22 protein-coding genes are annotated in these 22296 nt (G+C 44.0%); 2 read left to right on the top strand and 20 right to left on the bottom strand.

Translation table 11 applies throughout. The features are described from left to right. Nucleotides 1–5: 5 nt before the first annotated feature. The 10 genes from NFR62_RS04760 to NFR62_RS04715 all read right to left on the bottom strand — a co-directional run bounded on the left by NFR62_RS04760 (nucleotide 6) and on the right by NFR62_RS04715 (nucleotide 7855). Nucleotides 6–332 (bottom strand): DUF7768 domain-containing protein, encoded by a 327-nt coding sequence (locus NFR62_RS04760; RefSeq protein ID WP_251615055.1) that lies wholly within the window; start codon nucleotides 330–332, stop codon nucleotides 6–8. Beyond that, nucleotides 322–1026: a hypothetical protein gene (locus tag NFR62_RS04755; RefSeq protein WP_251615052.1), complete on the bottom strand. Its 705-nt coding sequence runs from the start codon at nucleotides 1024–1026 to the stop codon at nucleotides 322–324. The genes NFR62_RS04760 and NFR62_RS04755 overlap by 11 nt, the downstream gene beginning before the upstream one ends. An 18-nt stretch (nucleotides 1027–1044) precedes the next feature. Beyond that, complete coding sequence (locus tag NFR62_RS04750) at nucleotides 1045–2067, bottom strand: gp33 family protein (RefSeq protein ID WP_251615049.1); 1023 nt, start codon at nucleotides 2065–2067, stop codon at nucleotides 1045–1047. After that, a complete protein-coding gene (locus NFR62_RS04745) occupies nucleotides 2054–3685 on the bottom strand; it encodes a DEAD/DEAH box helicase (protein WP_251615046.1) in 1632 nt (543 codons plus the stop codon). The genes NFR62_RS04750 and NFR62_RS04745 overlap by 14 nt, the downstream gene beginning before the upstream one ends. Further along, complete coding sequence (locus tag NFR62_RS04740; protein WP_251547608.1) at nucleotides 3666–3893, bottom strand: hypothetical protein; 228 nt, start codon at nucleotides 3891–3893, stop codon at nucleotides 3666–3668. The genes NFR62_RS04745 and NFR62_RS04740 overlap by 20 nt, the downstream gene beginning before the upstream one ends. Next, nucleotides 3893–4222 carry a helix-turn-helix transcriptional regulator gene (locus NFR62_RS04735; protein ID WP_251547607.1) on the bottom strand — a complete coding sequence of 110 codons (330 nt, stop codon included), beginning with the start codon at nucleotides 4220–4222 and terminating at the stop codon, nucleotides 3893–3895. Before NFR62_RS04735 ends, NFR62_RS04740 begins: the two co-directional genes overlap by 1 nt. Before the next feature lie 1046 nt (nucleotides 4223–5268). Next, on the bottom strand, nucleotides 5269–5586 hold the full coding sequence (locus NFR62_RS04730) for a YolD-like family protein (RefSeq protein WP_251547603.1): 318 nt from the start codon (nucleotides 5584–5586) through the stop codon (nucleotides 5269–5271). After that, entirely contained in the window at nucleotides 5573–6850 is a 1278-nt protein-coding gene (locus NFR62_RS04725; protein WP_251615043.1) for a Y-family DNA polymerase, read from the bottom strand. Before NFR62_RS04725 ends, NFR62_RS04730 begins: the two co-directional genes overlap by 14 nt. Nucleotides 6851–6856: 6 nt before the next feature. Beyond that, nucleotides 6857–7507 carry a transcriptional repressor LexA gene (gene lexA / locus NFR62_RS04720; protein WP_251615040.1) on the bottom strand — a complete coding sequence of 217 codons (651 nt, stop codon included), beginning with the start codon at nucleotides 7505–7507 and terminating at the stop codon, nucleotides 6857–6859. A gap of 108 nt (nucleotides 7508–7615) precedes the next feature. Beyond that, on the bottom strand, nucleotides 7616–7855 hold the full coding sequence (locus NFR62_RS04715; protein WP_251547599.1) for a helix-turn-helix domain-containing protein: 240 nt from the start codon (nucleotides 7853–7855) through the stop codon (nucleotides 7616–7618). A gap of 128 nt (nucleotides 7856–7983) precedes the next feature. Between NFR62_RS04715 and NFR62_RS04710 the strand changes: the two genes are divergently transcribed. Beyond that, on the top strand, nucleotides 7984–8694 hold the full coding sequence (locus NFR62_RS04710) for a hypothetical protein (protein ID WP_251615026.1): 711 nt from the start codon (nucleotides 7984–7986) through the stop codon (nucleotides 8692–8694). 13 nt (nucleotides 8695–8707) lie between these two features. Then, entirely contained in the window at nucleotides 8708–8932 is a 225-nt protein-coding gene (locus NFR62_RS04705; RefSeq protein ID WP_251615023.1) for a hypothetical protein, read from the top strand. A 131-nt stretch (nucleotides 8933–9063) separates the two neighbouring features. Here the strand turns inward: NFR62_RS04705 and NFR62_RS04700 are convergent, their stop codons facing one another. The 10 genes from NFR62_RS04700 to NFR62_RS04655 form a co-directional block, all read right to left on the bottom strand. Beyond that, the gene (locus NFR62_RS04700; protein ID WP_251547593.1) at nucleotides 9064–9870 is read right to left on the bottom strand and encodes a DUF3592 domain-containing protein; all 807 of its coding nucleotides are present in this window, start codon (nucleotides 9868–9870) and stop codon (nucleotides 9064–9066) included. Between the two features lie 130 nt (nucleotides 9871–10000). Beyond that, nucleotides 10001–10693, bottom strand: coding sequence for a hypothetical protein (locus NFR62_RS04695; RefSeq protein WP_251615021.1), 693 nt, complete (start codon nucleotides 10691–10693; stop codon nucleotides 10001–10003). Nucleotides 10694–10706: 13 nt separating this feature from the next. Next, entirely contained in the window at nucleotides 10707–11699 is a 993-nt protein-coding gene (locus tag NFR62_RS04690; RefSeq protein ID WP_251615019.1) for a hypothetical protein, read from the bottom strand. A gap of 10 nt (nucleotides 11700–11709) precedes the next feature. After that, nucleotides 11710–14997: a DEAD/DEAH box helicase family protein gene (locus NFR62_RS04685; protein WP_251615017.1), complete on the bottom strand. Its 3288-nt coding sequence runs from the start codon at nucleotides 14995–14997 to the stop codon at nucleotides 11710–11712. A gap of 35 nt (nucleotides 14998–15032) precedes the next feature. Continuing rightward, on the bottom strand, nucleotides 15033–16178 hold the full coding sequence (locus NFR62_RS04680) for a restriction endonuclease subunit S (protein ID WP_251615015.1): 1146 nt from the start codon (nucleotides 16176–16178) through the stop codon (nucleotides 15033–15035). Then, nucleotides 16175–16672, bottom strand: a complete 498-nt coding sequence (locus NFR62_RS04675) for a restriction endonuclease subunit S (RefSeq protein WP_251615013.1) — start codon at nucleotides 16670–16672, stop codon at nucleotides 16175–16177. The genes NFR62_RS04680 and NFR62_RS04675 overlap by 4 nt, the downstream gene beginning before the upstream one ends. A 73-nt stretch (nucleotides 16673–16745) precedes the next feature. Then, complete coding sequence (gene xerA, locus NFR62_RS04670; protein WP_251615011.1) at nucleotides 16746–17738, bottom strand: site-specific tyrosine recombinase/integron integrase; 993 nt, start codon at nucleotides 17736–17738, stop codon at nucleotides 16746–16748. 66 nt (nucleotides 17739–17804) lie between these two features. Next, nucleotides 17805–18935, bottom strand: coding sequence for a restriction endonuclease subunit S (locus NFR62_RS04665; protein ID WP_251615009.1), 1131 nt, complete (start codon nucleotides 18933–18935; stop codon nucleotides 17805–17807). Next, nucleotides 18932–20422, bottom strand: coding sequence for a class I SAM-dependent DNA methyltransferase (locus NFR62_RS04660; protein ID WP_251615007.1), 1491 nt, complete (start codon nucleotides 20420–20422; stop codon nucleotides 18932–18934). The genes NFR62_RS04665 and NFR62_RS04660 overlap by 4 nt, the downstream gene beginning before the upstream one ends. A gap of 21 nt (nucleotides 20423–20443) precedes the next feature. Next, nucleotides 20444–22255 carry a GmrSD restriction endonuclease domain-containing protein gene (locus NFR62_RS04655; protein ID WP_251615005.1) on the bottom strand — a complete coding sequence of 604 codons (1812 nt, stop codon included), beginning with the start codon at nucleotides 22253–22255 and terminating at the stop codon, nucleotides 20444–20446. Nucleotides 22256–22296 lie beyond the last annotated feature (41 nt).

Here is a 22296-nt window from a genome sequence, read left to right as displayed (position 1 = left end):
TTGATTTACTTTTTCCGAGCGTAGTTGATTTCGGTGCGCATCCCTTTGGATACCGTCGTCCCACACACCCACAGCTCGGCACAGTGTTCCAATAACTCAAGCCCCATCGCCATTCCGTCTTTGCGCTCTTTCGGATTCTTATCGTCGAGAAACTGCGTGAAGATGGTGTGCGGTGCAAGCGGTATATATCCTTGACTGTATGCGTACCGCGCATAGTAGTTAGCTTTTTCGATATTGCGCTTGATATCGCCTTTAAGCGGTGAGCAAATATAAATTAGAGGCTTGGGCGGCGGTCTACCCACCGCCCGTACCTCGTCCGACCTACTCTTCATCGAGCGCCGCGACCTTGTTCGCCATCGCCTTGACCTGTTCGCTCATCGGCGCAACGGCGGCGAGTTCCGCATCGGTAAGCACACGGTCCAGAGCAAACACCGCCTGCGAGTAGTTGATACCGCCGCTGTTCTGCGCTTTCTTCAGCGTGAACTTGGTGACTACCGCATTGGTCTTTTTGCCCTTCGAAAGCAGGCGCATTACATACTTCGAGAATTCGCCGAGGCTCCCCGTCGGCAACGACAGTATGATCGGGAGTTGTTCGCCCTCACGCAAGAGATAAATCCTGCGCTTTTGCTTGCAAGCCTTCGCGCCGTTCTTGCCGCTGCCGAATTTGTTGAACGGACAGTCGGCGCACGACTTGACCTCGCCTGTTTCCGCAACGATACCGATGTGACCGTCCATCGACCCACAGTCGGGCGGATTGTTGCCTCCCGTATACTCTTCCTCGTAGTAACAGTTGATGGGATGGTGATGCAGTATTACCGCCTTGAATTCCTTGACGGAGTCGGGACTATCGGGATCGTCGCCCGGCACTTCGAACGCCAAGCCGCCGCCCGACGGGATTTTGATGCGGTCGAACGAGAGATTGAGTCCGTCGAGCTCGTCCGCCATGATGCCGCCGAGGTCGACGCCTCCCGTGTACTGCGCCACTGCGCTGCCGTTGTCTTCGCTTTTCACGATTTCGTTTGCCATGTTCTTTCTATCTCCTTTTTAATATTTTTTTGACTTTGCTATGCGGATGCTGTTTTTCTCCGCTATCTTGATGAGACCGTCCAACCATTCGGGCAAGGCTCCGCCGTTTTCGGTCATAAGTTCTTTGACCGTTGCCGACAACGTCTTGCTGTTTATGCTGAAAAGGTCGCCGTATCCGTTCGAGCGCATCGCATCCCACAATTCGGGTTTGCGGTCGGGCTCGGCGGACGGATACTCTTGCACCACGAGCGAGAACGTCGTACCGTCGCGCTTGAACGATGTCAGTTCTTCGGTCGTCATTATACCGATCATCTCGGTCGTAACGCCGTCGATCTCTTCCTCGATCTTTTTCGCCTCGGCATCGAGTTCGCTCTTTCTCTCTTTCAGCAATTTCAGCGTGTCCGAGAGTTCCAACAGTTTGTTATTCAGTTTATTCCTACCTCCTTTTTTTATAGCGTCGTCAATGGGAATTCCTTTTTTCAGTCGTTCGGCTACCGTGCTGCGCGGCTGTCCGTAAATGCGGCACAGTTCGGCGAGCGTGAATTCTTTGCCGTACAATGTGTACTTCTTTGTTTTGCCCGTATTGCGATGTTGCCGGGCGGCGGTTATCCACTCACAGTTGGACGGACAATAGTTGCCGTCGTTATCCTTGCGCTCGATGGTCAGTCCGTCCTTATATCCGTTCGACATCGCCCAATAAAAGAATGGCTCGAACTCCGCCCACTCGTCGCACACGGTTATTCCGCGTCCGCCGTAGTAGCGATAGTCCTTGTTCTTCGGATTGGCACACCGCTGTTTCATATTCTGCCAGATGCGGTGCAAGCGCAGTTCGCTGTTCGGCAAAGTCTTTCGCATTTGTTTATAGCATCCGCACGACAGCGTATGTCCGCGCGTTAAGTCCGTACCGCGCACGATTGCCGTACCGCCGCATTCGCAGTTGCATAACCACATCACAGCCGTGTTCTTTCCGTGCGGCGGCAACTTCTCCACCGCTGTCAGCCGTCCGAACTGCATTCCCGTCAAATCGTTAATCTTGCCCATTTAGCATTTGCCTCCAATTATCCACCATAAGATTGGCTATATCGCCTTTGTGCTTTAATGCGTGGAGTATTTTTTCATCCACCGTTCCCTTTCCGACAAGGTGGATGTACAGACACTTTTCCGTCTGCCCGATGCGGTGTATCCGTGCTCGGCTCTGCTCGTAGTTCGCATACGAAAAATCGAGCGAATAAAAAACAGCGACATTGGCGGCGGTCAGCGTGAGCCCCATTCCCGTGGTTTGCAGTTGCCCGACGAAGACTTTGACCGATTGGTCTTCTTGGAATCGACTGACCTGCTCCGCGCGATCTTTCGTTGCGCCGTATATGAGCGAGTACGGAATTTTCTTTTCGTGGAGCATTTCCTCTATGCCCTCGATTTCGGGTACGAACCTTGCGAATACCACGACCTTTCGCCCTTCGTCCAAGCAGGCATCGATGATGTCTTCGAGCGCTTCGAGTTTTGCACTGCTGACCTGCTCGGCTTCGCCTTTTATATCGTCGCGGATAAATCCGCCCGAACATTGGGACAGGCGCAAGAGCTGCGTCAGCACATTCCTTGCCGTTACTTCGCCATTGTCGAGCTCGGCATAGCAGTCTTTTTCGATGCGCTTATAAATAGATTGCGCTTGCGGCTCCAACGGCACAATGCGCGTTTCGTCGATGAACGGTGGCAAGTCCACCGCATCCTCTATCTTGATTCGGAACGCCACGCTATGCACCTTTGTCACAAGTTCCGCCATATGCCGATAGCCTATAATCATACGGTTTTGGTATCCGCCGAGTATGGCGTAGCGGTTACGGAATAGATAGAAACTCGTGCCGAGTATGCTGTCATCCAAAAACTTGTACTGCGAGAAAATGTCGAGCGGACTGCCTGTTATCGGTGTTCCCGTAAGTATCATATTGTACTTGGTGAGCCGCCCCAATCGGTGCAAGGCTTTCGATTGCGACGCGCTCGGATTCTTTATCTTACTGCTCTCGTCGCATACAATGAGGTCGGGTTTCCACTTGGTTATTTCCGCCTCCAACCGCCAACAACTTTCGTAGTTCACAACGATGATTTGGAGTGCTTGTCCTTGCATAAAATCGAACGCAGCCTTCTTCTTTTTCATCTCGCCGTCGAGTATAGTGAGCGCGTATTTGTAGTCGGCGAACTTACGAAACTCCTCTTCCCACACGCCGACAATCGACTTCGGACATACGATGAGCATACGCTTGACGCCTTTCTCTTTTTCGAGCGTACCCGCTATCGCTATCGTCATCATCGTTTTGCCCGTTCCCATATCCGCGAGCAAAGCAACGCCTTTACTTTTCTCGAACGATTGGAGCGCAAAGTCGTAAGCATTTTGCTGATGAACGTAGAGCTTTGCTTTGACTCTCGGTGCGGCGTGCGCACAAACCGCCACAAATGCGTCACGTCGGCTTTTAAGCATCGCAGCGAGTGTTTTATCGAGTTCGCAACCTATGAGCGACAGCGTGGCGACATTTTCGCAACACAGCGGCACGACCCAACACTTATCTTCCGCATCATACTGTCTACCGTCTATCTCTTTTATGCTCTCGCGGTATAGGTATGAGTCGTAGATTCGGATGGTTTCGTTAGATTGGACAGCGTACATTGATGCCCTCCCAATCGATGACCGGGAGCATTTCTTCCGCTCCGAACATTGCCATCAGCGTTGCGCTTTGCGCGTAGTCGAACTCCTCGCCCACAGCCAACATCCTCGCCAATTCATAAGCCGTAAGACCCAATTCCTTGGCTATAAACCGAAAGCCGACGTTCGATTTTTTCATTAGTGAAATGAATAATTTTCTATGTACTTTCATTACCTTCTCCTCGGCTCTTTGAATGTATTTAAGATTGACTGCATAATTGCGAGCCGCTCTCCTTCGAGCCCTTTTGCTATGTCTTCCAACAATTCCGCCTGCTTGTCTGTTAGGTACTTTTTGCCTAACCTATACCCGTCGCTTACATAGACTCCGCCTCCTTTCCCCGGCACGGTGTAGATGGGATAGGACAGTGTCATGTACTCGATATCTCGACGAATCGTGCGTTCGTTGACGCCGAACTCGGTCGCAAGATTTTCGACCGATTCGTGTCTGCGTTCGCATAAAACTTCGAGTATTTCTTGTCTGCGTTCGAGAGCGCTTTGCACTGTTCTATCCACCTCCTTTGCCCTTGATGAGCGTATTCTAACGGGTATTGCGGACACCTAATGTCCGCTTATAAAAAGTATTTCAAAAAATTTAAGATTGCTTAGCCGCGTTGCGCTTTTTTGATTTACGCTTGACAAGCCGTTCCCTTTGACGTATAATATTAGTACAGTGTTTGATGCTGGTAATCGAAGATTTCGCGCCCATTACCGTTTCATCTTCGCTGTGTCTTTTCGGTTTCGACATACAGAAAATCGCATCTGCTGTATCTTTGAATGATGGAGTGCTGTCATAGAACAGGGTCTGCGTCCATCCGAAGCCAAACCGTCGCTTTACTGCGGCGGTTTATTTTTGGCAAAAGAAAAAGCCGCCGATAAGCGTACTCCCACTATGGGTTTCCGTTTATCGGCGGCTTCTCAATTTTCTTGGATCACCAATCCGATTTAAGTATTGGTCTGAATGGGTTTACACGGTACTATCTCAACCGACACCATCCGTCGATATACTGCTATTAAATTATCCCTTGCCCTTTCGGTGCATATTCTTGTACTTCTTCGTGTCGGCGTGTTATTACCTTACTGACCGAACACGCTTTACATCGCGGACACTGTAACTTAAGTAAGCCTTCCGCATTTCGAAAGCCGACAATCTTTTGCCCGCAATTCCGACAGTATCGGAATTCGGGCTGTTGTGTAATTGGATTCATGCAACATAACCTCCGTTTTCCCAAGATACAAAAGTTTTGATTTATCGCTACTTCATTGGCGCGGTCGGGAATTCCGACGCCGAAGATGGACTCTTTCGTATCCGAATATTAAATCGTCAGCGACCGGGGCAAGTCGCATTCGCTAATATTTTGCGCCCATTCTGGCGAGTTGTTCTCCCGTATAAACCGGGATTTTCGTGACTTTCGCAAAGTCCGCGGCCTTATAGTCTTTGCCGCAATTCTGGCATATCATCCATCCGTTCGTTTCTTCGAGATATAAATGTTTGTTTATCGTGCCGCAATGCGGACATTTTACATCATAGTATCGCATTTTTTCCTCTCCTAATTTAGTATCGTCAATTTGTATAGGTCGTCGAAATATATCCTTTCTTCGCCAATAACCAAGTATCTGTACACCACGTCGATATTCGTCACTTTGCCTTGCAATTCAATTTCGTGGTATGCCTTGTAGTATCGTACTTTTATCTCCGCACCTTTCGTTACGCGATTGATTTGTGCCGACAGCCTTTCCGCCGCATCCTCCGAGAGCTCGCGCTTTTCTTCGCGCAAGTGCCTTTCCTCTCTCTCGCGTAACGCTTCTTTGAGTCCTTTCATCGCATCGAAAGGCATAAATTGTTTTGCTCGTTCACTTTGTGTCATTGCCTGCTCTATGCCCTCCTATAAACGTATTCCGCTCGCGCTGCGTTGCACAATCCAAGTAGTTCGTTCCGACGAGTATGGAGTTCTTCCCGAACTTTTCTTTCAGCGCAAGCACCGTTCGCTCTCTACTTTTTTCTCGCTCCACTTCGTTGATATCCGTGAATAAGTCGTAACTCTCGTATGACTCGTCCACCACGTCTTCAAAGTCGATTCCGAGCCGCCGTATAGGAACGGTCCGACTTGCATTTTTGTCGTACAAATCTTTGACGAGCGGAGCGAACTTGGAATTCAATGCCGTGACCAATCCCAATCGCGCCGCCGCGTGTACCGACGGTATTTCGCTTTTGGAATATCCTACATAGATTCCTACTCTGCTCGATACGACGTGCCTTTTCATTAGTTCGTATGCGCCGTGCTGCACCATCTCGGTCATCACGATTCGCGCTTCGTCGAACGAGTAATCTCTGGGGAGTATTTGCGAGAATGACACGGAATGCGATTTGCTCTTATACGCCTTGATGTCGGCTATGGTACACGACTCTCTTCCCCAAGCATGGTCGATGAGTAATTCGGCATTGACGCCGAATTCTTTGTACAATAAGTCAATCGGACTGTGCGCCACTCCGTACATATCGTAGATGGCGTACCTTGCGAGTCGGTTTGCCGTGCCGTCTGCCACTTGCCAAAAATCGTTTATAGGCCTATGTCGCCATAACGTATCGCAGTATGTCTTTTCATCGAGATAGCCGATATGCGATTTGTTTTTCTTGGCGGTAATGTCTAACGCAATTTTGGCAAGATAGAGATTTGTGCCGATGCCCGCCGTTGCCGGGATGTGCTTTCGCCGCGCGATCTCTTGCACGAGAAATTTCGCAAAACTCATATAGTCCGTGTGGTACACGTTCAAATACGGAGTCGCGTCGATGAATGACTCGTCTATCGAGTAAACGTGAATATCGTCTGGCGAAATGTAATCGAGGTATATGTCGTAAATGTCGGCGGCATAGTCAATGTATAATTGCATTTGCGGCGGCGCAATGATGTACTTGATTCCTCGCGGTATTTCGGAAAGCCTACATCGATTGCGAACACCTTGCGCTTTCAGTTTCGGAGACACAGCAAGACACAGCGCGTTCGATCCGCGCGACACATCGGCAACGACGAGGTTGGTTTCAAAAGGATTCAACCCTCGCTCCGCGCATTCGACCGAAGCGTAAAACGTCTTCATATCGATGCAATAGTATGTCTGCTGTTTGATTGCCATATCTCCTCACAGGTCTTTTAATACTTTAACTGCTACTCCTTGTATCTCGCAGTAGTCGACGACAATATCATCGTAGTCGGGATTTTCGGGATGCAATACGATCTTACGCTTTTTCTCATCGCGGTATAGCCGTTTGAGTGTGTTTTCGTTATCCACGAGCGCGACCACGATATCTCCGTCCTCGGCTTCACTGGTCTTGCGGATTATAACGATGTCTTCATCGTCAATCCCTGCGTCCACCATCGAATCGCCGTTTGCTCGCAATAAGAAATATTCGCCCGATCCGAGCCACTCCGTCGGAATGCGTATGTAACTCTCCACGCTCTCTTCCGACAATAGCGGCTGTCCGCAAGATATGCTGCCCACCAGCGGAACGCTTACCGTTCCGTCCTGCGACTTGCTTATCTTCTCGGTCACAATCTTGCCGTTGTCATAATCGAGCATTTTACGAGCGTCCATATCTTGCAAATACCGTATGACCGTTGTATGACTTATCCCCAACATATCCGCGAGTTCGCGTGTCGTCGGCGTTCTACCCCTTAAAGAATAGAACTCGTCAACTTCCTCCACTATTTCCTGCATTAATGCTTCGTTCTTCGTGCGCATCGAAAAACCTCCGCCGTATTCTATCCGCACCACTTTGGAACGGATAGGCATAGTGTACTACTTTATTTTCTATTTGTCAATGCTCGGATGTGTTAGTTTCGTTACAGTCATAAATATTTTTTATCCGAAATTAAAAAAGACCGCTTTATTGGCGGTCAATCAATCGGTTATATTTTCGATGTCAAACAGCGGACTGTCGAAAAACTCCTTCAGCGTCATTCCGAATCCCTGCGCAATTTGAAACACGATATTTACGGCGTTCGTCTTATTTCGCTGACGTCGTATGTTGTCTATGCTTTGAGCAACGACTCCGCTATTCATTGCCAAACGATATTGCGTCATATCCTTTTCTTTCAGCAATTCGTTTATCCTCGTAGCGAGGGCTTCGTTGAATGTCATTTTTATCGCCCTCCTTAATCAGTCACGGCTTATTAATATTATAAATCTTTTTCAAATTTCTATAATCAGCCACCGCTGATTAGTTGGACATTTCGCTCTTTTACGGTATAATAATTATGAGGTGTTTAATGGATAAAGCCGACAAGCAAAAGTTTATAAAACACACCATAATCGTCATCCTTATTTGCATACCGATGGCGTTCTTATGGTATTTCATAATAAACGCCAATAGCACCCCGTCCTATAAAACCGAAACCGTCACGGCGACCGAGCCGCGCGTTTATGTGACTACCTACGGAGACCGCTATCACAGCGCGGGCTGCTCTTACTTGGCAAAATCTCAACACGCTATGGGAAAGCACGAAGCCATAAGCAAAGGCTATACCGCTTGCAGTCGTTGCGGCGGCAGGTCGAGCGGCACAATCTCGGTTACCTATACGAAAAAAATCGAGGTTGACAGCACTGCCAAGAATATTTGGGGAGCAATCGGCCTTTCCGTTCTATGCACACCGTTGGCGTATCTGTTTATTTATTTTTTAGTTGCCGACCATATCGAGAATAAAGGATATAAATCCGTTACTCAAAATTCATCGTATCGCTCCCCTCCTCCGAGCAATACGACAGCCGTCGAGCCTATAACACCGCCGCCGCCAAAAATTTCTATCCGCGTCGGCGATGCGGTAAAGCATAAAGTATTTGGTTTGGGAGTGATTAAAAAAATAGACGGCAAATATTTTACGGTGCAGTTCGATCACGACTCAAAGGATTTTATATGCCCCGACGTTTTTGAGTCTGGTCTTATGGAAGATTTCAATTTGAAGAAAAGAAACAATCTTTAGCGGAGGAATGCCAATGAGCAGTTTTAAAAGAAAAATCAACAAACTTACCGAAGATTTTGACCCGGAAGGCAAAGCCCGAACTTGGCAACGGCTGGTGCGGGAACATATCGGAAGCGGTCTTTGCCAACATTACGACGGCAAAAAGAAATCATGCAAAAAGGGACATCAAGACATTTTAGAAGAACGCAACGGAGTACCGTGCGATGATATATTGCCGAGAGAGCTAAAAAAGAAATAATAAGCCTTACAGTTTATACCGTTCAAAAAAATAGCCCACTATATCCGCAAGTGCGAAATAGTGGGCTATTATTATTTAGAGTGATAAATTGAATTTTATAGCTCTTTTGACAATTATTCAAGTGTTGCCGATCAACTTCGGCGGTTTTCATGGTCCCGTACTCTATCTGCGATTTCGCGCTTTAAGGTGCGCTTCGAGATACGATATACGCGGTGATTCGATTTGTAAGGGCGCAGTTTAAGCGTGATGATGCCGTCTACCAAAGTCGCCAAAAGAGGCAATCCGCATACGACCGTTACGCCTATCGCCCCGCTGTTGCGAGCAAAAACTTCTCCGAATCTGGCATGGGGCATTCCCGTCCAAAACAATAGCACAATCGTTACGCCGAGCAAAATTTCCGCTCCCCATATAAAAAGAAATCTCTTTGTAAAAGAACTTCCCTTGCGCGCCAAGAAGATGTTCATTCCCGCCGCATATATAATGCAGAAAAAGGCGAAGCAGCAAGCGCAAAAGGTTGAAATAAAGCCCGAAGATGTCGGCCTTTCCGCATGGGCGGGGTTTTGCGGATCGACGAGTATATCCGCGTATTTCCCGACACAGTCATACGCTTCATCATGCCACTTATAGCCCTCTCGGTCGATAAACTTGTATTCCTGCCCGTCGAACGTATAAGAAATCACCAAAAAATACGAGCGCCCGCTGGATGCCGACGACGAGGTGCCCATTGTTTCCACGTCGACCACTTTGCCCAGAACTTTTACATAGTCGGTATCGACTTTGCGCATTCTGACTATATTCCACACCAAAAAGCCGACGCACGCAAGAAAGAGAGCAAGCGCTATCGAGAGAAAAATAATCGACGTCTTTTTATCGTCCTTTTTTTTGAGATCTTCGTTCGCCGTTGCCGCTTCGATACGAGGGTATTTGTGTTCGCTCATAATACTACCTGTCTATTTGAGATAGTGTAACAAGTATGCTGTACTTGCAAATTTTCAAGTGTAAGTTTAACATATTCCATATTTCTCGTTCTCCATGTTAAATTACTGTTTATTTTAGAGAATAGCTTCTCTATTCGGTTATGTCCTTTATCGATAAAACGTCATCGTAGAATATTTTGACGTTCGATACATTTTCTCGGTCTACTTCCAAATACGCCTTGCCGTCCACGACATCATATCGAAAAGCGTCGCCGATATAGGTTTCGTTTGAGGTCTTACACTCAACACGCCTTCCCAAAAATCTTTCGAACATAAGTGGCGAAAGACTTTCTTTGTCGAATCCTTCTTTCATAGAACTATCCAAATCATCTTCGACCGTATCCATCATCTCTATCATGCTATTGACAGCCTCGACCGACAACGGTAAGAATTGGGTATCGGGATTTATTATAACGCTGTTAATGGCGGCGGAAAGGCTCTTTATAAGCGCGGGATATGTAGTCGATTCGACCGCATATTGTTTGTATTGTTCATTTTTGATTTGGGATTTGGCCGTGAAAAGCAATAGCATTTCCCCTTGCGGTGTAACAATGAACGGAATGGCGCATTCTTTTTTGTTTTTGGTGCGCAGGTAGAATACTTGCGCTAATCGCAAGCAACTAATGACATCCACCATTTTCTCAAACGATTTATCGTCCGCCAAAAGGGTTTTTATCCTTTTCTTCAGTTCGACCCCGGTCATTCTATCCCACCGAGTGCTGTCCTCGGCTACTCGATAAAACAAATATTGAGTATCCTGTTTTATTTCTTCGTTTTGTTCCATAGTGTATCTCCAACTATTTGGTTTGCCGATTTTCAATGGTTTTAAGTGCTTTTACAACATTTCCAATAAACCGTTCTTTTGCCTGCACTTCGTTAGAATTTAACGGCAATCTCTCTCGTTGCGCCAAAATAAAATCGATATCGTCGCCGTCTAATACTATGTGGATAGACAGTTCACTGCAATACTCGGCACTCGACTTTCCCCATATTGCAGCACCGATTGATCCCGATATCAACGCTCCTATTATCGCATCGCCAATATCGAGTTTAGTCACTGTCGTATGGTCACGCACAATGTCATAATTCACTAACTCGTCAAACGAATGCTTTTCTAACGATCCATATTCGCTTCGGGTATAAAATATTCTCTTTGAGACATCGTAGCCAAAAACATATCCGTCGTATATGAATTGTTCTGTCGGAGATAGGTCGTTGGCTTTTAAGTAATCGTTTAATTGTGTATTCGTTACCTCATCAAGAACATTTATTATCTTGTCCACGTTCGCCAATTTTAGATTATACTCATACGAGCCATAATCCGCACGAACATAGCTCGGCCCTATAACCAATGCTTTTTCTTGCCCATTCATAAAAATCCGAACGGACATTTTATCATACTTTGTCGTGCCTTCTATTGTCGAAAAAAGCCTGCGATAGGATACTATGTCCGCCACATTATAAAGTTCGCCGTTGGTATCCGTTCCGAAAACACCTCTCGCCTTATCAATGAAAAAGAAATAGTCTTTTGTGCCTATAATAATTTCGGGCTCGATTCCCTTCTCTTTGAAATATTCGTTTCGAGCCTGCTCTTTCTGCTGTCCTTTTAAGTTTGCGTACTTTACGATTACCACTGCGTCTGGAATAAGGAACACGCAAAAAGCGACTAAACCAACGAGCATTATCACATCGTTGTCGGTATTTAATCCGACTATGCTCATTATCAATACTGCCACGCTTATTATAGAAAATACTGCAATAAGTGCGGCTAAAATTTTTTCTTTTTTCATTTGAACCTACCTATGCTGCGGCTTGGACTACGCCGTGTACTGTATTTACGATGAAATTCAGTATTTTTATCTTTTCTCCAAACAGTTCCAAGATATCATGATCATCGAACGGCGATGTTTCAAGCAAATCATCAACCTCTATATCGCCATTTTCATTCACATAATTTATAATCGTTTTTACAAACTCTTGCTGCTGAGCATTAAGAACATTTTCGTTTAGGTATTGTCCGAATTTTTCATTGATGGCTTGTTGGCTTAATCCAACTAAGCTACGGACGAACACCGCAAGATTTTCAGTGTGCGTTGTCTTTGCGTAATCACTCTTTGTGCCGAGGTCATTCCATAAGATTTTTTCCAATTCTTCTAAATCGGAGTATGTTAGTTGTTCGAGATTCTTTATTTTACTTATGACAGGTTTATCGCTATGCTCTGCTAAATAGTCTATGACCTTTTCTCTATATGTTCGTATATCAAAAAGTCCTGCGGCTGTTCCGTCAAGCGAAACAATCTCATCGGTAAATGTAGTGAGGTATGTGATTACTTCACTATCATCGAGAAATTTCATTAAATCACGAATTTCCTCACGCAATGTTTCGATTCGTTCTATCGACGGATCCGCCCAAAACTGGTCGCTTGCCGCATCCTTTAATTGTTGAGCTTTCTCCATTATTTGCGGAATAGTAGCCTTAGTCAATAGATATTTGGCTATAAGCCGCACGGCTGCGACATCTTTGCTTGACCGTCCGATTGCGCTCGTTACAAGAAAATCAAGCTCGATATTAAGCATCTTGCTGTCAAATGCTTTTGTATACTGGTTATCCTTCTCCGTATCTTCGACAAGCGGCGCAATGTGTAGCTTTATTTCCTTAATATTGACTGGCGAAAGACACTGCCACACATTTTCATCCGAGTATTTGTCAAGAAACACCATCGCTTGCCGCACTGATATGCGAGAGCTGTTGCTGCGAATTGATTTTACCGTCTCGAACAACATTGGCTTTAGTTTTTCGTAGTATGCCTTATCGAAAGGAATCGCCTGATATTCAAAACGTTGCAACTCTTTTAATATGTCTAACCGTAGCTCAAATAGTCGTTGAGTAATTGATACCGCCGCCTTACCGCTCTGCTGTCTATGTTCGGGAACAGAGAAAAACTCGAAATTATGACACCAATCAAAAATCAAAAATTCCGTTTTATCCTTGTTCAGTCCAAAAATATCTGGACATAACCGCGTTCCCCGTCCTATCATTTGCATAAACTTAATGTAAGATTTTACAGGCTTGAAGAATACCAAATTCAATACTGCCGGGACATCGATTCCCGTATCAAGCATATCCACCGACACCGCAATTTGAAAATCGGGATCGGTTTCAAACCTAACGATTAAGTCATCGGCATAGGTTTCATAATTATCAATAAGTCGGCAAAAGTCAGGTTTATTGGGATAAAGCGCATTGAAACATTCGACAATCATTTGCGCGTGTTTATGGTTATACGCAAAAATTATGGTCTTGCCGAGCTTGTCACCGTTCTCAATTTTTATGCCGTCGCGCATTAACGATTCTAAAACACGATTGCAAGTCGGCTTATTATATACGCTTCGAAAAATTTGGCTATTTAGTATTTCCTCGTCAGCATCTTCTCCGAACGTTTCCTCGTACTCGGCTTTTTCCTCTTCCGAGAGTTCCTTGTATTTGATGCCGCGTTCCAATATGGTGGTTGTCCGCTCCAACGGCTCGCCATATGACACAAGATAGCCCTCACGCACAGCCTCGCCTAAATCATATGAAAAATTCGGGACACCGCTTTCGCAGCCGAAAATCCTATATGTATTCGCATCAACCTGATCGCGAGGTGTGGCGGTCAATCCTACCAATAAGCTATCATAATATGCAAATATCGAACTATACTTTTTAAATATTGAACGATGTGCCTCGTCAATAATGATTAAATCAAATCGCCCGGTACTGAATGTCTTTACATCACCGTCGATGCAGTTTATCATCGTTTGATAGGTGGAGAACATAAGCCTTGCATTCAAGTCTTTTTCGCCACTCCCCGACAATTCGCAAACGCTCATGTGCGGCAATAACTTGGCAAAGTTTTTCTTCGCCTGCTTTACGAGTGATGTTCTGTCTGCAAGAAATAGCACTGTCTTAATCCATTTATTCCGCGCTAAAACATCCACGAGCGAAATAGCGACACGTGTCTTTCCTGTGCCTGTCGCCATTACCAGCAAACCTCTACGATTGTTGGCATTAAAGTGCTCGCATATGTTGGTTATAGCCATTTTTTGATATGGTCTATTCGTTATTTCATCGCTGATTTTTAGGTCGACTATCTTGCCGCGATTCCTGCGCTGTATAAGCAACTCCAATTCGCCGATCGTGTGATATGCCATTAATTCACGATCGGGATAAATGCCGTCAATAACCTTAATGGAATAGCCGTTCGTATAATAAAGAATAGGAACATAGCCATACTTGGCTTTCATGCACTCCCCATATAGGCATACCTGATGCCTACCTTTTTCGGGCGATACACTCGTCTTTTTCGCCTCCACTATGGCAAGCGGTTTGCCATCTCGACCATAGAGTACATAGTCACAAAAGCCGTCACCTGTGCCATTAGGCATTCCGCTGACTTTTATTTCTATTCCTGCTTTGCCGGGAACACACACATCCTCTTGCTCACAAACTTCCCAACCCGCTTCTCTCAAATATACATCAATGAGCAACTTCCGTGTATTGGCTTCGCTCATATATGCAGGCCGTTTCGCATTGAATATAGAGTCCTTGCTTATGCCTTCTTTAAAAACTTTTTCCGCATCACCGTGGACCTCGATTGTTTCCACCTCAATCGGTTTCGCATCGGTTTTCTTATCAATGAGAGACTTGTCAAACGCCGGGTATTCCGATAATACTCCCAATAGCACAAGGATTTCGCCGACAAAGAAATGCAAATTCTCCAACCCAAGCACAGCTTCGGTTGTTTTTATTTTATTATTGTGCGCCGCATTATTCCCCAAGATACGGATAAAATGCAACGAATCTCTTATTACATCATCGTTAATAAAATTGGAAATCTCATAGCTATCGATTAGCTCAAATAGGCTTGCCCGAACAGGCAAAGATCCAACCTTCGCCTTATAGATATACTTAATAACGAACTCTATGGCGTTCCTTGCAGAAATAGCGGAAAGGTTAGGTTTCGACAAAGCAAAAGACTCGGCATCTTCGCAATATGTCGCAAGCTCCGCAAACTGTGGAAATTCATTGAGAAACGAAAAGTTTGTCATAAGACCTCCTTGCCGAATATATTGTAACATATTTTTTAAGTTTTTTCCACCTTTCGAAGCCTATTAATCAAAAAAAGGTGTTCCCGAATGAGAACTTTTGATTTATCAGTCTGTTCGACGAAATGCGAAAACCACTCTTGAGCAGATGTTGGGACATTGATAATTTTCATTTTTTTTAGTGCATTAATAGTCAACGCCGCATAGGCTGTCCCCTTCGACATTTCCTGTTTATAATCTGCTATTAGCCATTCCAAAACATATTTCAGGAACTGCGAATTTAATTCCGAGCGAACTTGCAAAAGGTTACCATCTTTAAAGTAAAATGACCTATCGTCGACAATCCATATCACTCCGATTGTTCCTACTGCCGATATTAGCAAATCTCCTTTGCGCGGACATCCCCATTCCTTTTTTAACTCGGCAAATCTCTCTTCGCTTATAAATAATTCAGTTGAAATCTGCGCTCCCTTTGATAATTCGACGACCTCTTTCGTCCTGAAAAAAGGGATGCCCTCTTTGACATATTCACGCTCAAATATTCTTTTACTTGACCCAACATCGCCCACTGCTTCTAATGGGCACAGTTCCCATTTGCGTTCGTTACTTATGGGATTCCCGAACATCTCGATAAATTGCGACTTCACGAGATCATCTATTTTTTGAATCTGTTTTCTACGGAAATTGATAAGGTCTGTTATTTTATTCAGTCGATTGACTATTTCTGCTTGCTCATCCGCATTGTGGATGCTAACACGATATTGTGAAAGCGTAGCCTTATTCAATGTTGCTCCCATCACAGCGCGATTTGTACCCTTATCCCATTTTTGTGCCGAAAATAAATAAAATGCATACTGAGGCAATATGTAAGTAACGCCTTTATCAATAAATGCCATAATTGCCTCATTGGAATAGACAGGTCTTTGCGTAATTGCCACTTTCCCAATAGATAACTTAAAACTCATTATTATTGTATCTGTCGGGATAACCTTAATACCGCTCTCTTCTATCGCTCTATTTGTAATTCTTTCTTTGGTTTGATTTATATATTTTTCGCATTTTGATAAATCCGCAATGGAAATCCAATCATATTGCCCATCCGCCCAATAGTCGGAAATATCCCTTGACGGCGTTTTCCCCATTTGCAATTCATAAATATCACTCAATTTGTAAGAATCACTCATGCAGCCGCCTCCATCTCATAGCCATTTTTTGATTTATCGGTCTGTTCGACAAAGTGGGCGAATTGATTTTGAAGTTCAATCGGTGGGCATATAACATCGAATTTTTTAAATATATCCATAGACACGCGAGGCATCTTTGCTCCTGCTACTTGCTCCCGAATAAAATGCACAAATGCATCGCTACGAAGCAACGCAGTAAAAAAGACTTTATTTAATAGATTTATGTCAGGTCTTAATGGCACTAACTCAGATGTTGCATATCCTGTTTTCTTAGGATAAACAACTTTATTCAAATATGGACGGAGTTTGGAATACAAGATGTTGTCCCGATTAAACGCGACTGTAGACGCACCGATATCATCGATTCCCACTAAAACTTCTTCTTGAACGTCTCCCGTATGTGCCTCTATCATATCCAAATTCAACAACCATACTTTTCCATCAACAGCCTCGACTTCACCCTTAAATGCTTTTATTGGTGCAACCGTCGACATCGGAAAGACAACCCATCGTTTATTATTATATACGACATCCCCAAACATCTCGATAAATTGCGATTTAGAGCCTTTACCCGATATATTTTCTATGAGAGTTTTTGACGTTATTTTGGTCTACTTGGGCATAATGCAAGGTGGTTTCTATCTTCTCATGCCCCAATAACTGTTGAACTTGCTCTATGGGCATCCCCTTATCTATTGCTCTCGTTGCCAAAGTCCGTCTAAATTTGTGCGGATGTACCTTATTTATATCTAATTCGAGCCCCAAGGATCGCAGGCGTATTTCCACACCACTGATTTGAAGCCTATTGTATGGTGCAAGCAACGAAACAAACAACGCTTGGTTGCTGTCGGTACGCGAATTTAGATAATTCATAAGATGGATTTTTGTTCTTGCATCAAAATAGACTTTTCGTTCCTTTTCGCCCTTGCCGAAAACAACGCATTCTCTATTGTCAAAATCAACATCGCCCCGGTTGAGGTTTATAAGCTCACCGACACGCATTCCTGTGGACGAAAGAAGCTCTATCATTGCAAGATCGCGTATCGTATGGCAATTATCACTCATTATGACAAGAGCCTCATCCGAATATATTTCTTTTACTGTTTTGCCTGTTTTTACTTTATGTATGCGTCGAACGGGACTTTTTAATATATAATCCTCGTCCTCAAGCCAAGCAAAATAGCTTGATAAAATTCGGCGCACGTTATCAACCGTGACCTTACTGGCATTGTTTATTCGCTGATATTGGTCTAAATATTGCCGTAAATCATCTGTGATGATGTGTTTTATTGGCTTATTTACCGTTTTAAGCATATTTTCAAGCACTGAACGGTAGTATTTCAATGATTTATCCGAACAGCCTTCAATATGTTTGGCAGCCAAGAATAATTCCAAATATTCTTGGTTGTGTTTATCCTCCTCTTGTTTACTACTATCGGATTGAGAAATCTCATAGGAATAGAAGCAGTGCTCGAGCACTTTGCAAAGCTGCATCATTTGACCGTTATCCAAAAAAGGCATCATTTGTTGCTCAATTTCGGTTATTAGTGTTTGTTTCATAGTATATCTCCTGAATAATTTATTAAATGCGAGGTTATCTCGTCATTCTTCAAGAGAATTATATAACTAACCGAAGTATTTTTGAAGCATTGCATTATAACAAGTTTCAAGTTTTTCAAGGCTCTGTTTGATTCTAAATTTTGATTTATCGGTCTGTTCATAAAACGCCGAATATTGTTTTTGATGCTCATAAGAAGGCAACGGGATTCGTATTTTTCTTATCTCTGATAGATTGAGTGTCTTTTGCGCTATGCCTTTGACTGCTCTCTCTATTTGTTCTTGACCTATTGGCGAAAGCAACGCTCCATATAAAAACCTACTATCTATCATTTGAGGATTAGGTTTAAAATAGGCAATATGCCTTTGAAAACAAAATTCTCTATCGTCAGTTACAACTGCTGGATGTCCATATGACCCCACCGTCGAAAGAAGGACATCTCCTATTTGGATCGGCGTTCGCTTAATCAATTCCTTGTAGGTATCTTTGGAAATAAACTTTTGCGTTTGGTAATTAATTTCATTATTGGCGAGATTAGACACAAATAAAAAAGGTATACCTGAATTGCTAAATTGGGGCGGTTGATGAGTGCCATCAGTTATAATTTTACACACCCTATCCAAAGGAGCATATCTATCTTTAGGAATCGTCCCGAACATCTCGATAAATTGCGACTTCACGAGATCATTTATTTTTTGAAGAGCTTCTCTTTCATCATGCAATAACTTATCGAACTTGTTCAATATGGCTATGATTTCTTGCTGTTCTTCAATAGAATACAGATTAATTTCTATATTTTGCAATGCCGAAAATTTAAGCGAATCACGAACACTTCCAGAAGTGTTTGCCGCTATCTGCTGTAATCCTTCATCGCTATGCAAAAAATAAGTCAAAAATTCAGGCAATATTTTGCTTTCATCCACCGAAAAGACCACATATAACGGGCTGACGATCACGGTTTCCCTTTCTCTTTGCACCGCTACAGAGCCAACATTGATTCTCGATGGATTATAGGCAATCATCCCCCGTTTAACAACTTTGTAAGTGGATAAATCCTTGCTGAATACTTCTTTTGAGAAATAATCCGTAGATGGCATAAATCCATGACTATTCGTCACACTATACACACCGGAGCAATCATTGTGCCTGTTTCGTTCGCTATACTCTCGCACAAGAGTTCGCAGTTTTTCCCTTCTCACAGCAATTCCTCCAACTCGGCAAGTCCTTTTTGTATTTCTACTTCCAAAGCACGAATTTCCGCGAGGATTTCTTTCGGCTCGGGATATTTCTCTACGACATACTCCGTCTTTTTATATTTATTAATGGAAAGGTCATAGCCGTTGTCAATAATTTCGCTTTTCGGCACAAAGAACGACTTATCAGTGCGTTCCCGCGCTACTTCATCGGGATTTCCGAAGCGCGCTATGATGTCAGGGATATCGTTATCGGCAATCGGGCTGCGCTTATCGTCAAGCGAGAAACCGTCTGCTTTCATATCATAAAACCACACTTTATCTGTGCCGCCTGCATTTGTTTTTGTAAAAATCAATATTGCCGTGCTAACGCCAGCGTAGGGCTTAAACACGCCACTGGGCATAGAAATGACCGCTTCGAGTCGCTGATTATCAATGAGTTCTTGGCGTATCATTTTATGAGCCGTGCTGCTACCAAAAAGAACGCCGTCCGGGACGATACTCGCACATCTACCGCCTACTTTTAGCATTCTTATAAAAAGCGCAAGGAAGAGTAACTCCGTTTTTTTGGTTTTGCAAAGCGCCAATATGTCTTTGCTGATATCTTCTTGGAACACACTCCCAGTGAAAGGCGGATTAGCCATTATGAGCGTATATGCATCTCTTTCGATATTATCTGCACTTAAGCTATCTTGATATTTTATGTTCGGCTCTTCGACGCCGTGTAGCATCATATTCATTGCACCTATACGCAACATCGTTTGGTCGGTATCAAAACCAGAGAACATTGTTGTTTTGTAATGTTCGGCATTTTCTTTTTTCAGTAGCTCTTTCTCAAAGTTCTCTTGAATATAGTTCGCACACTCGGCAATAAAGCCTGCACTTCCCATTGCAGGATCGAGTATCTTGTCGGCAAACGTAGGTTTCATAAGTCGCACCATCATTCGAATAATATGGCGCGGTGTGCGGAACTGTCCAAGCTCTCCTGCCGATGCTATCTTTCCCAATAAGTATTCATAGACATCGCCCATTATGTCCTTGTTGTTCATATCCATATTATCCATATCATCAACAACTTTTGCCAACACTTTTGCCGTGGGAATAAGAAACACCGCGTCCTTCATAAAACGACTGAATGCGGTATCCTTTCCTGTGTTGATTGATTTAATAAACGGAAAGACATATTGCGAAACTGTTGTATACATTTCGTTCGGCTCAAAGTGATGAAATATATTCCATCGAAGATTTTTATACGCAACAATAATTCGCGGCTCTTCGCTTATAACGCAATCCCCATCGCCAAACACCTTTTTCTTTAATGTTACTCCTAATGCATTCGCATTAGCCTCTCTTTTGAGTTGGTTATCGTCCAACAATTTCATAAACATCAAATATGTAATTTGCTCTAATACCGTTATAGGGCTCGTTATTCCCGCTGTCCACAGCGTTCCCCAAATAGTATCAACCTTATTTTTTAATTCGCCAGTGATCATTGTTTCGCCTCGCCAATATATTTATAATTTTGAGTAATAGTCGGCTATCTTCGCCGCCATCAATTCTCTACGTCTGGGTAAGAAATCCGTTAGATAATTGTCATAATCCCAATCGATAATTTCAGACGGAATACAATTGTCTTTGAGATTTTGCGTCAATTCCTTTTCGGTCATTGGTACGCCGAACACCGTTCCGCTTGTCCGTGCCGACTCAAACGCCTCTTTAAAGTATTTATTCGGAGCATCGTCCCCCACGGCAATATTGACCGGGGTATCGAGATATGTATAGTTGGCAACTTGGTTATAAATTGTCTTATTGTCCAAGGCATTGATTTTCCGTAAGTATGCTTTCGGGTAAATATGATGCACGTCGCTTGCGCCAAACAAATTCGCAACCGTCGAAGTCGGCGAGAATAGACCTTTATCTCCACTCACAATCTGTGCCGCGAAATACGCCATGAGTGCCGGGCTGTTAGCCGACGAAGTATCCAAGCGTTGCACAAGTCCCACCTTCCAAAAAGCATTAGAAAGTTCGGCGGCTTCGATTTCTTTCAAACACACCACCACACCCTTTGCGTTGATATTGCGAATATCTCTATCCATAACCGTTTCGGCAGACCCCGAATAACGCCCCGTCAGCACCGACATCACAAACCATTTGGCAACGTAGTGTTTGATTTGCGTTTTATCAACCTCGCCCGTAAGCATAAGTTTTAAATAAACGACATAAGCAAAATCGAGCGCGCTTTGCGATGTTATCAGTTTGGAACTTATGAAACCCGCGCTCTTTATCGCCAAAACGAATTGCTCGAAATAATATTCGTGCATAAAATGCAATATGCCTTCGGTGAGCTTGTTGAAAGAATCCTCGGCGATCTCTTCCTTATAGTCCTTGGTTTCAAAATCTCTGCCCGAAAGTAAACTGACCAAATCCTTCAACTTGCCTCTCGAAAACATATGTATGAACGACACGCGCAGCATATCTTCGTAGGACGGATCGTATATGTCCGAATTGTCGTCTTTGAGCCACGCCACTTTCTTACCGAACTGCGAATCCATAAATTCTTTATCGCTTGTTTCGAGCGTATGATAAAAGCTCGGCTCCGTGGCAAGATGGCAAAAATAATCTATCGCTTTGCGCAACATATTGCCGCCGAATTTTTCATCGGCAGCTATCTTGGACATAGCAAAGTCCGCTTGGCTCAACGTAGTCCCTTGCGAATTGATTCTTATAAACACGTTGGTTACAATATCGGTGTCGAGATCGGACGCCAATTCGATTACGCCTATATCCCTGTTCTCAATGCTTTTTACCCGTTGCACTATTTCGTACATTTGCTTTTGCGTTATTTCGGGATTATCCTCGCAATACTTTTGCATAAAGCCAAACATATCGAATTGCGTGTCAAAGAATATGGAAATATCCTCTATCCATTTTTTGCTTTTCAAGTGCGAGCTGTCTTGCACCTCGAAGCAATCTTCATCATCGGCAGCGAATGGATTAAACGCTATTTTGACTGTCTTTTCCTTATAACTGCTATCCAAAACTTTCAATCCGAGCAGCGATGTCATCAGTGCCGTTACACGCTGCTGTCCGTCGATGAGAACTTTCTTCCCTTTGGACAGCGTTCCGTCTTTGAGTTTAACCGACGGATTTTGACTTATTATCAAGTACCCGACGGGGAATCCGCGATAAAGCGAATCAATCAAGTCGCGTACCTGTTTGTTTTTCCAAACAAACGGGCGTTGTATTTCGGGTATGGCTATGTCTTTGTTTTTAACATAGTTTAGAATCGTGCCGACGCTGTATTTATTAATTTCGTAATTTTGCATATGACAGCCCTCTTTTTTTGTTTCTTTATCATTGTAACATA

The sequence above is a fragment of the Pumilibacter muris genome (genome assembly GCF_943193045.1).
GTDB lineage: Bacteria > Bacillota > Clostridia > Christensenellales > Pumilibacteraceae > Pumilibacter > Pumilibacter muris.
This window is presented reverse-complemented; position numbering and strand designations above follow the sequence as displayed.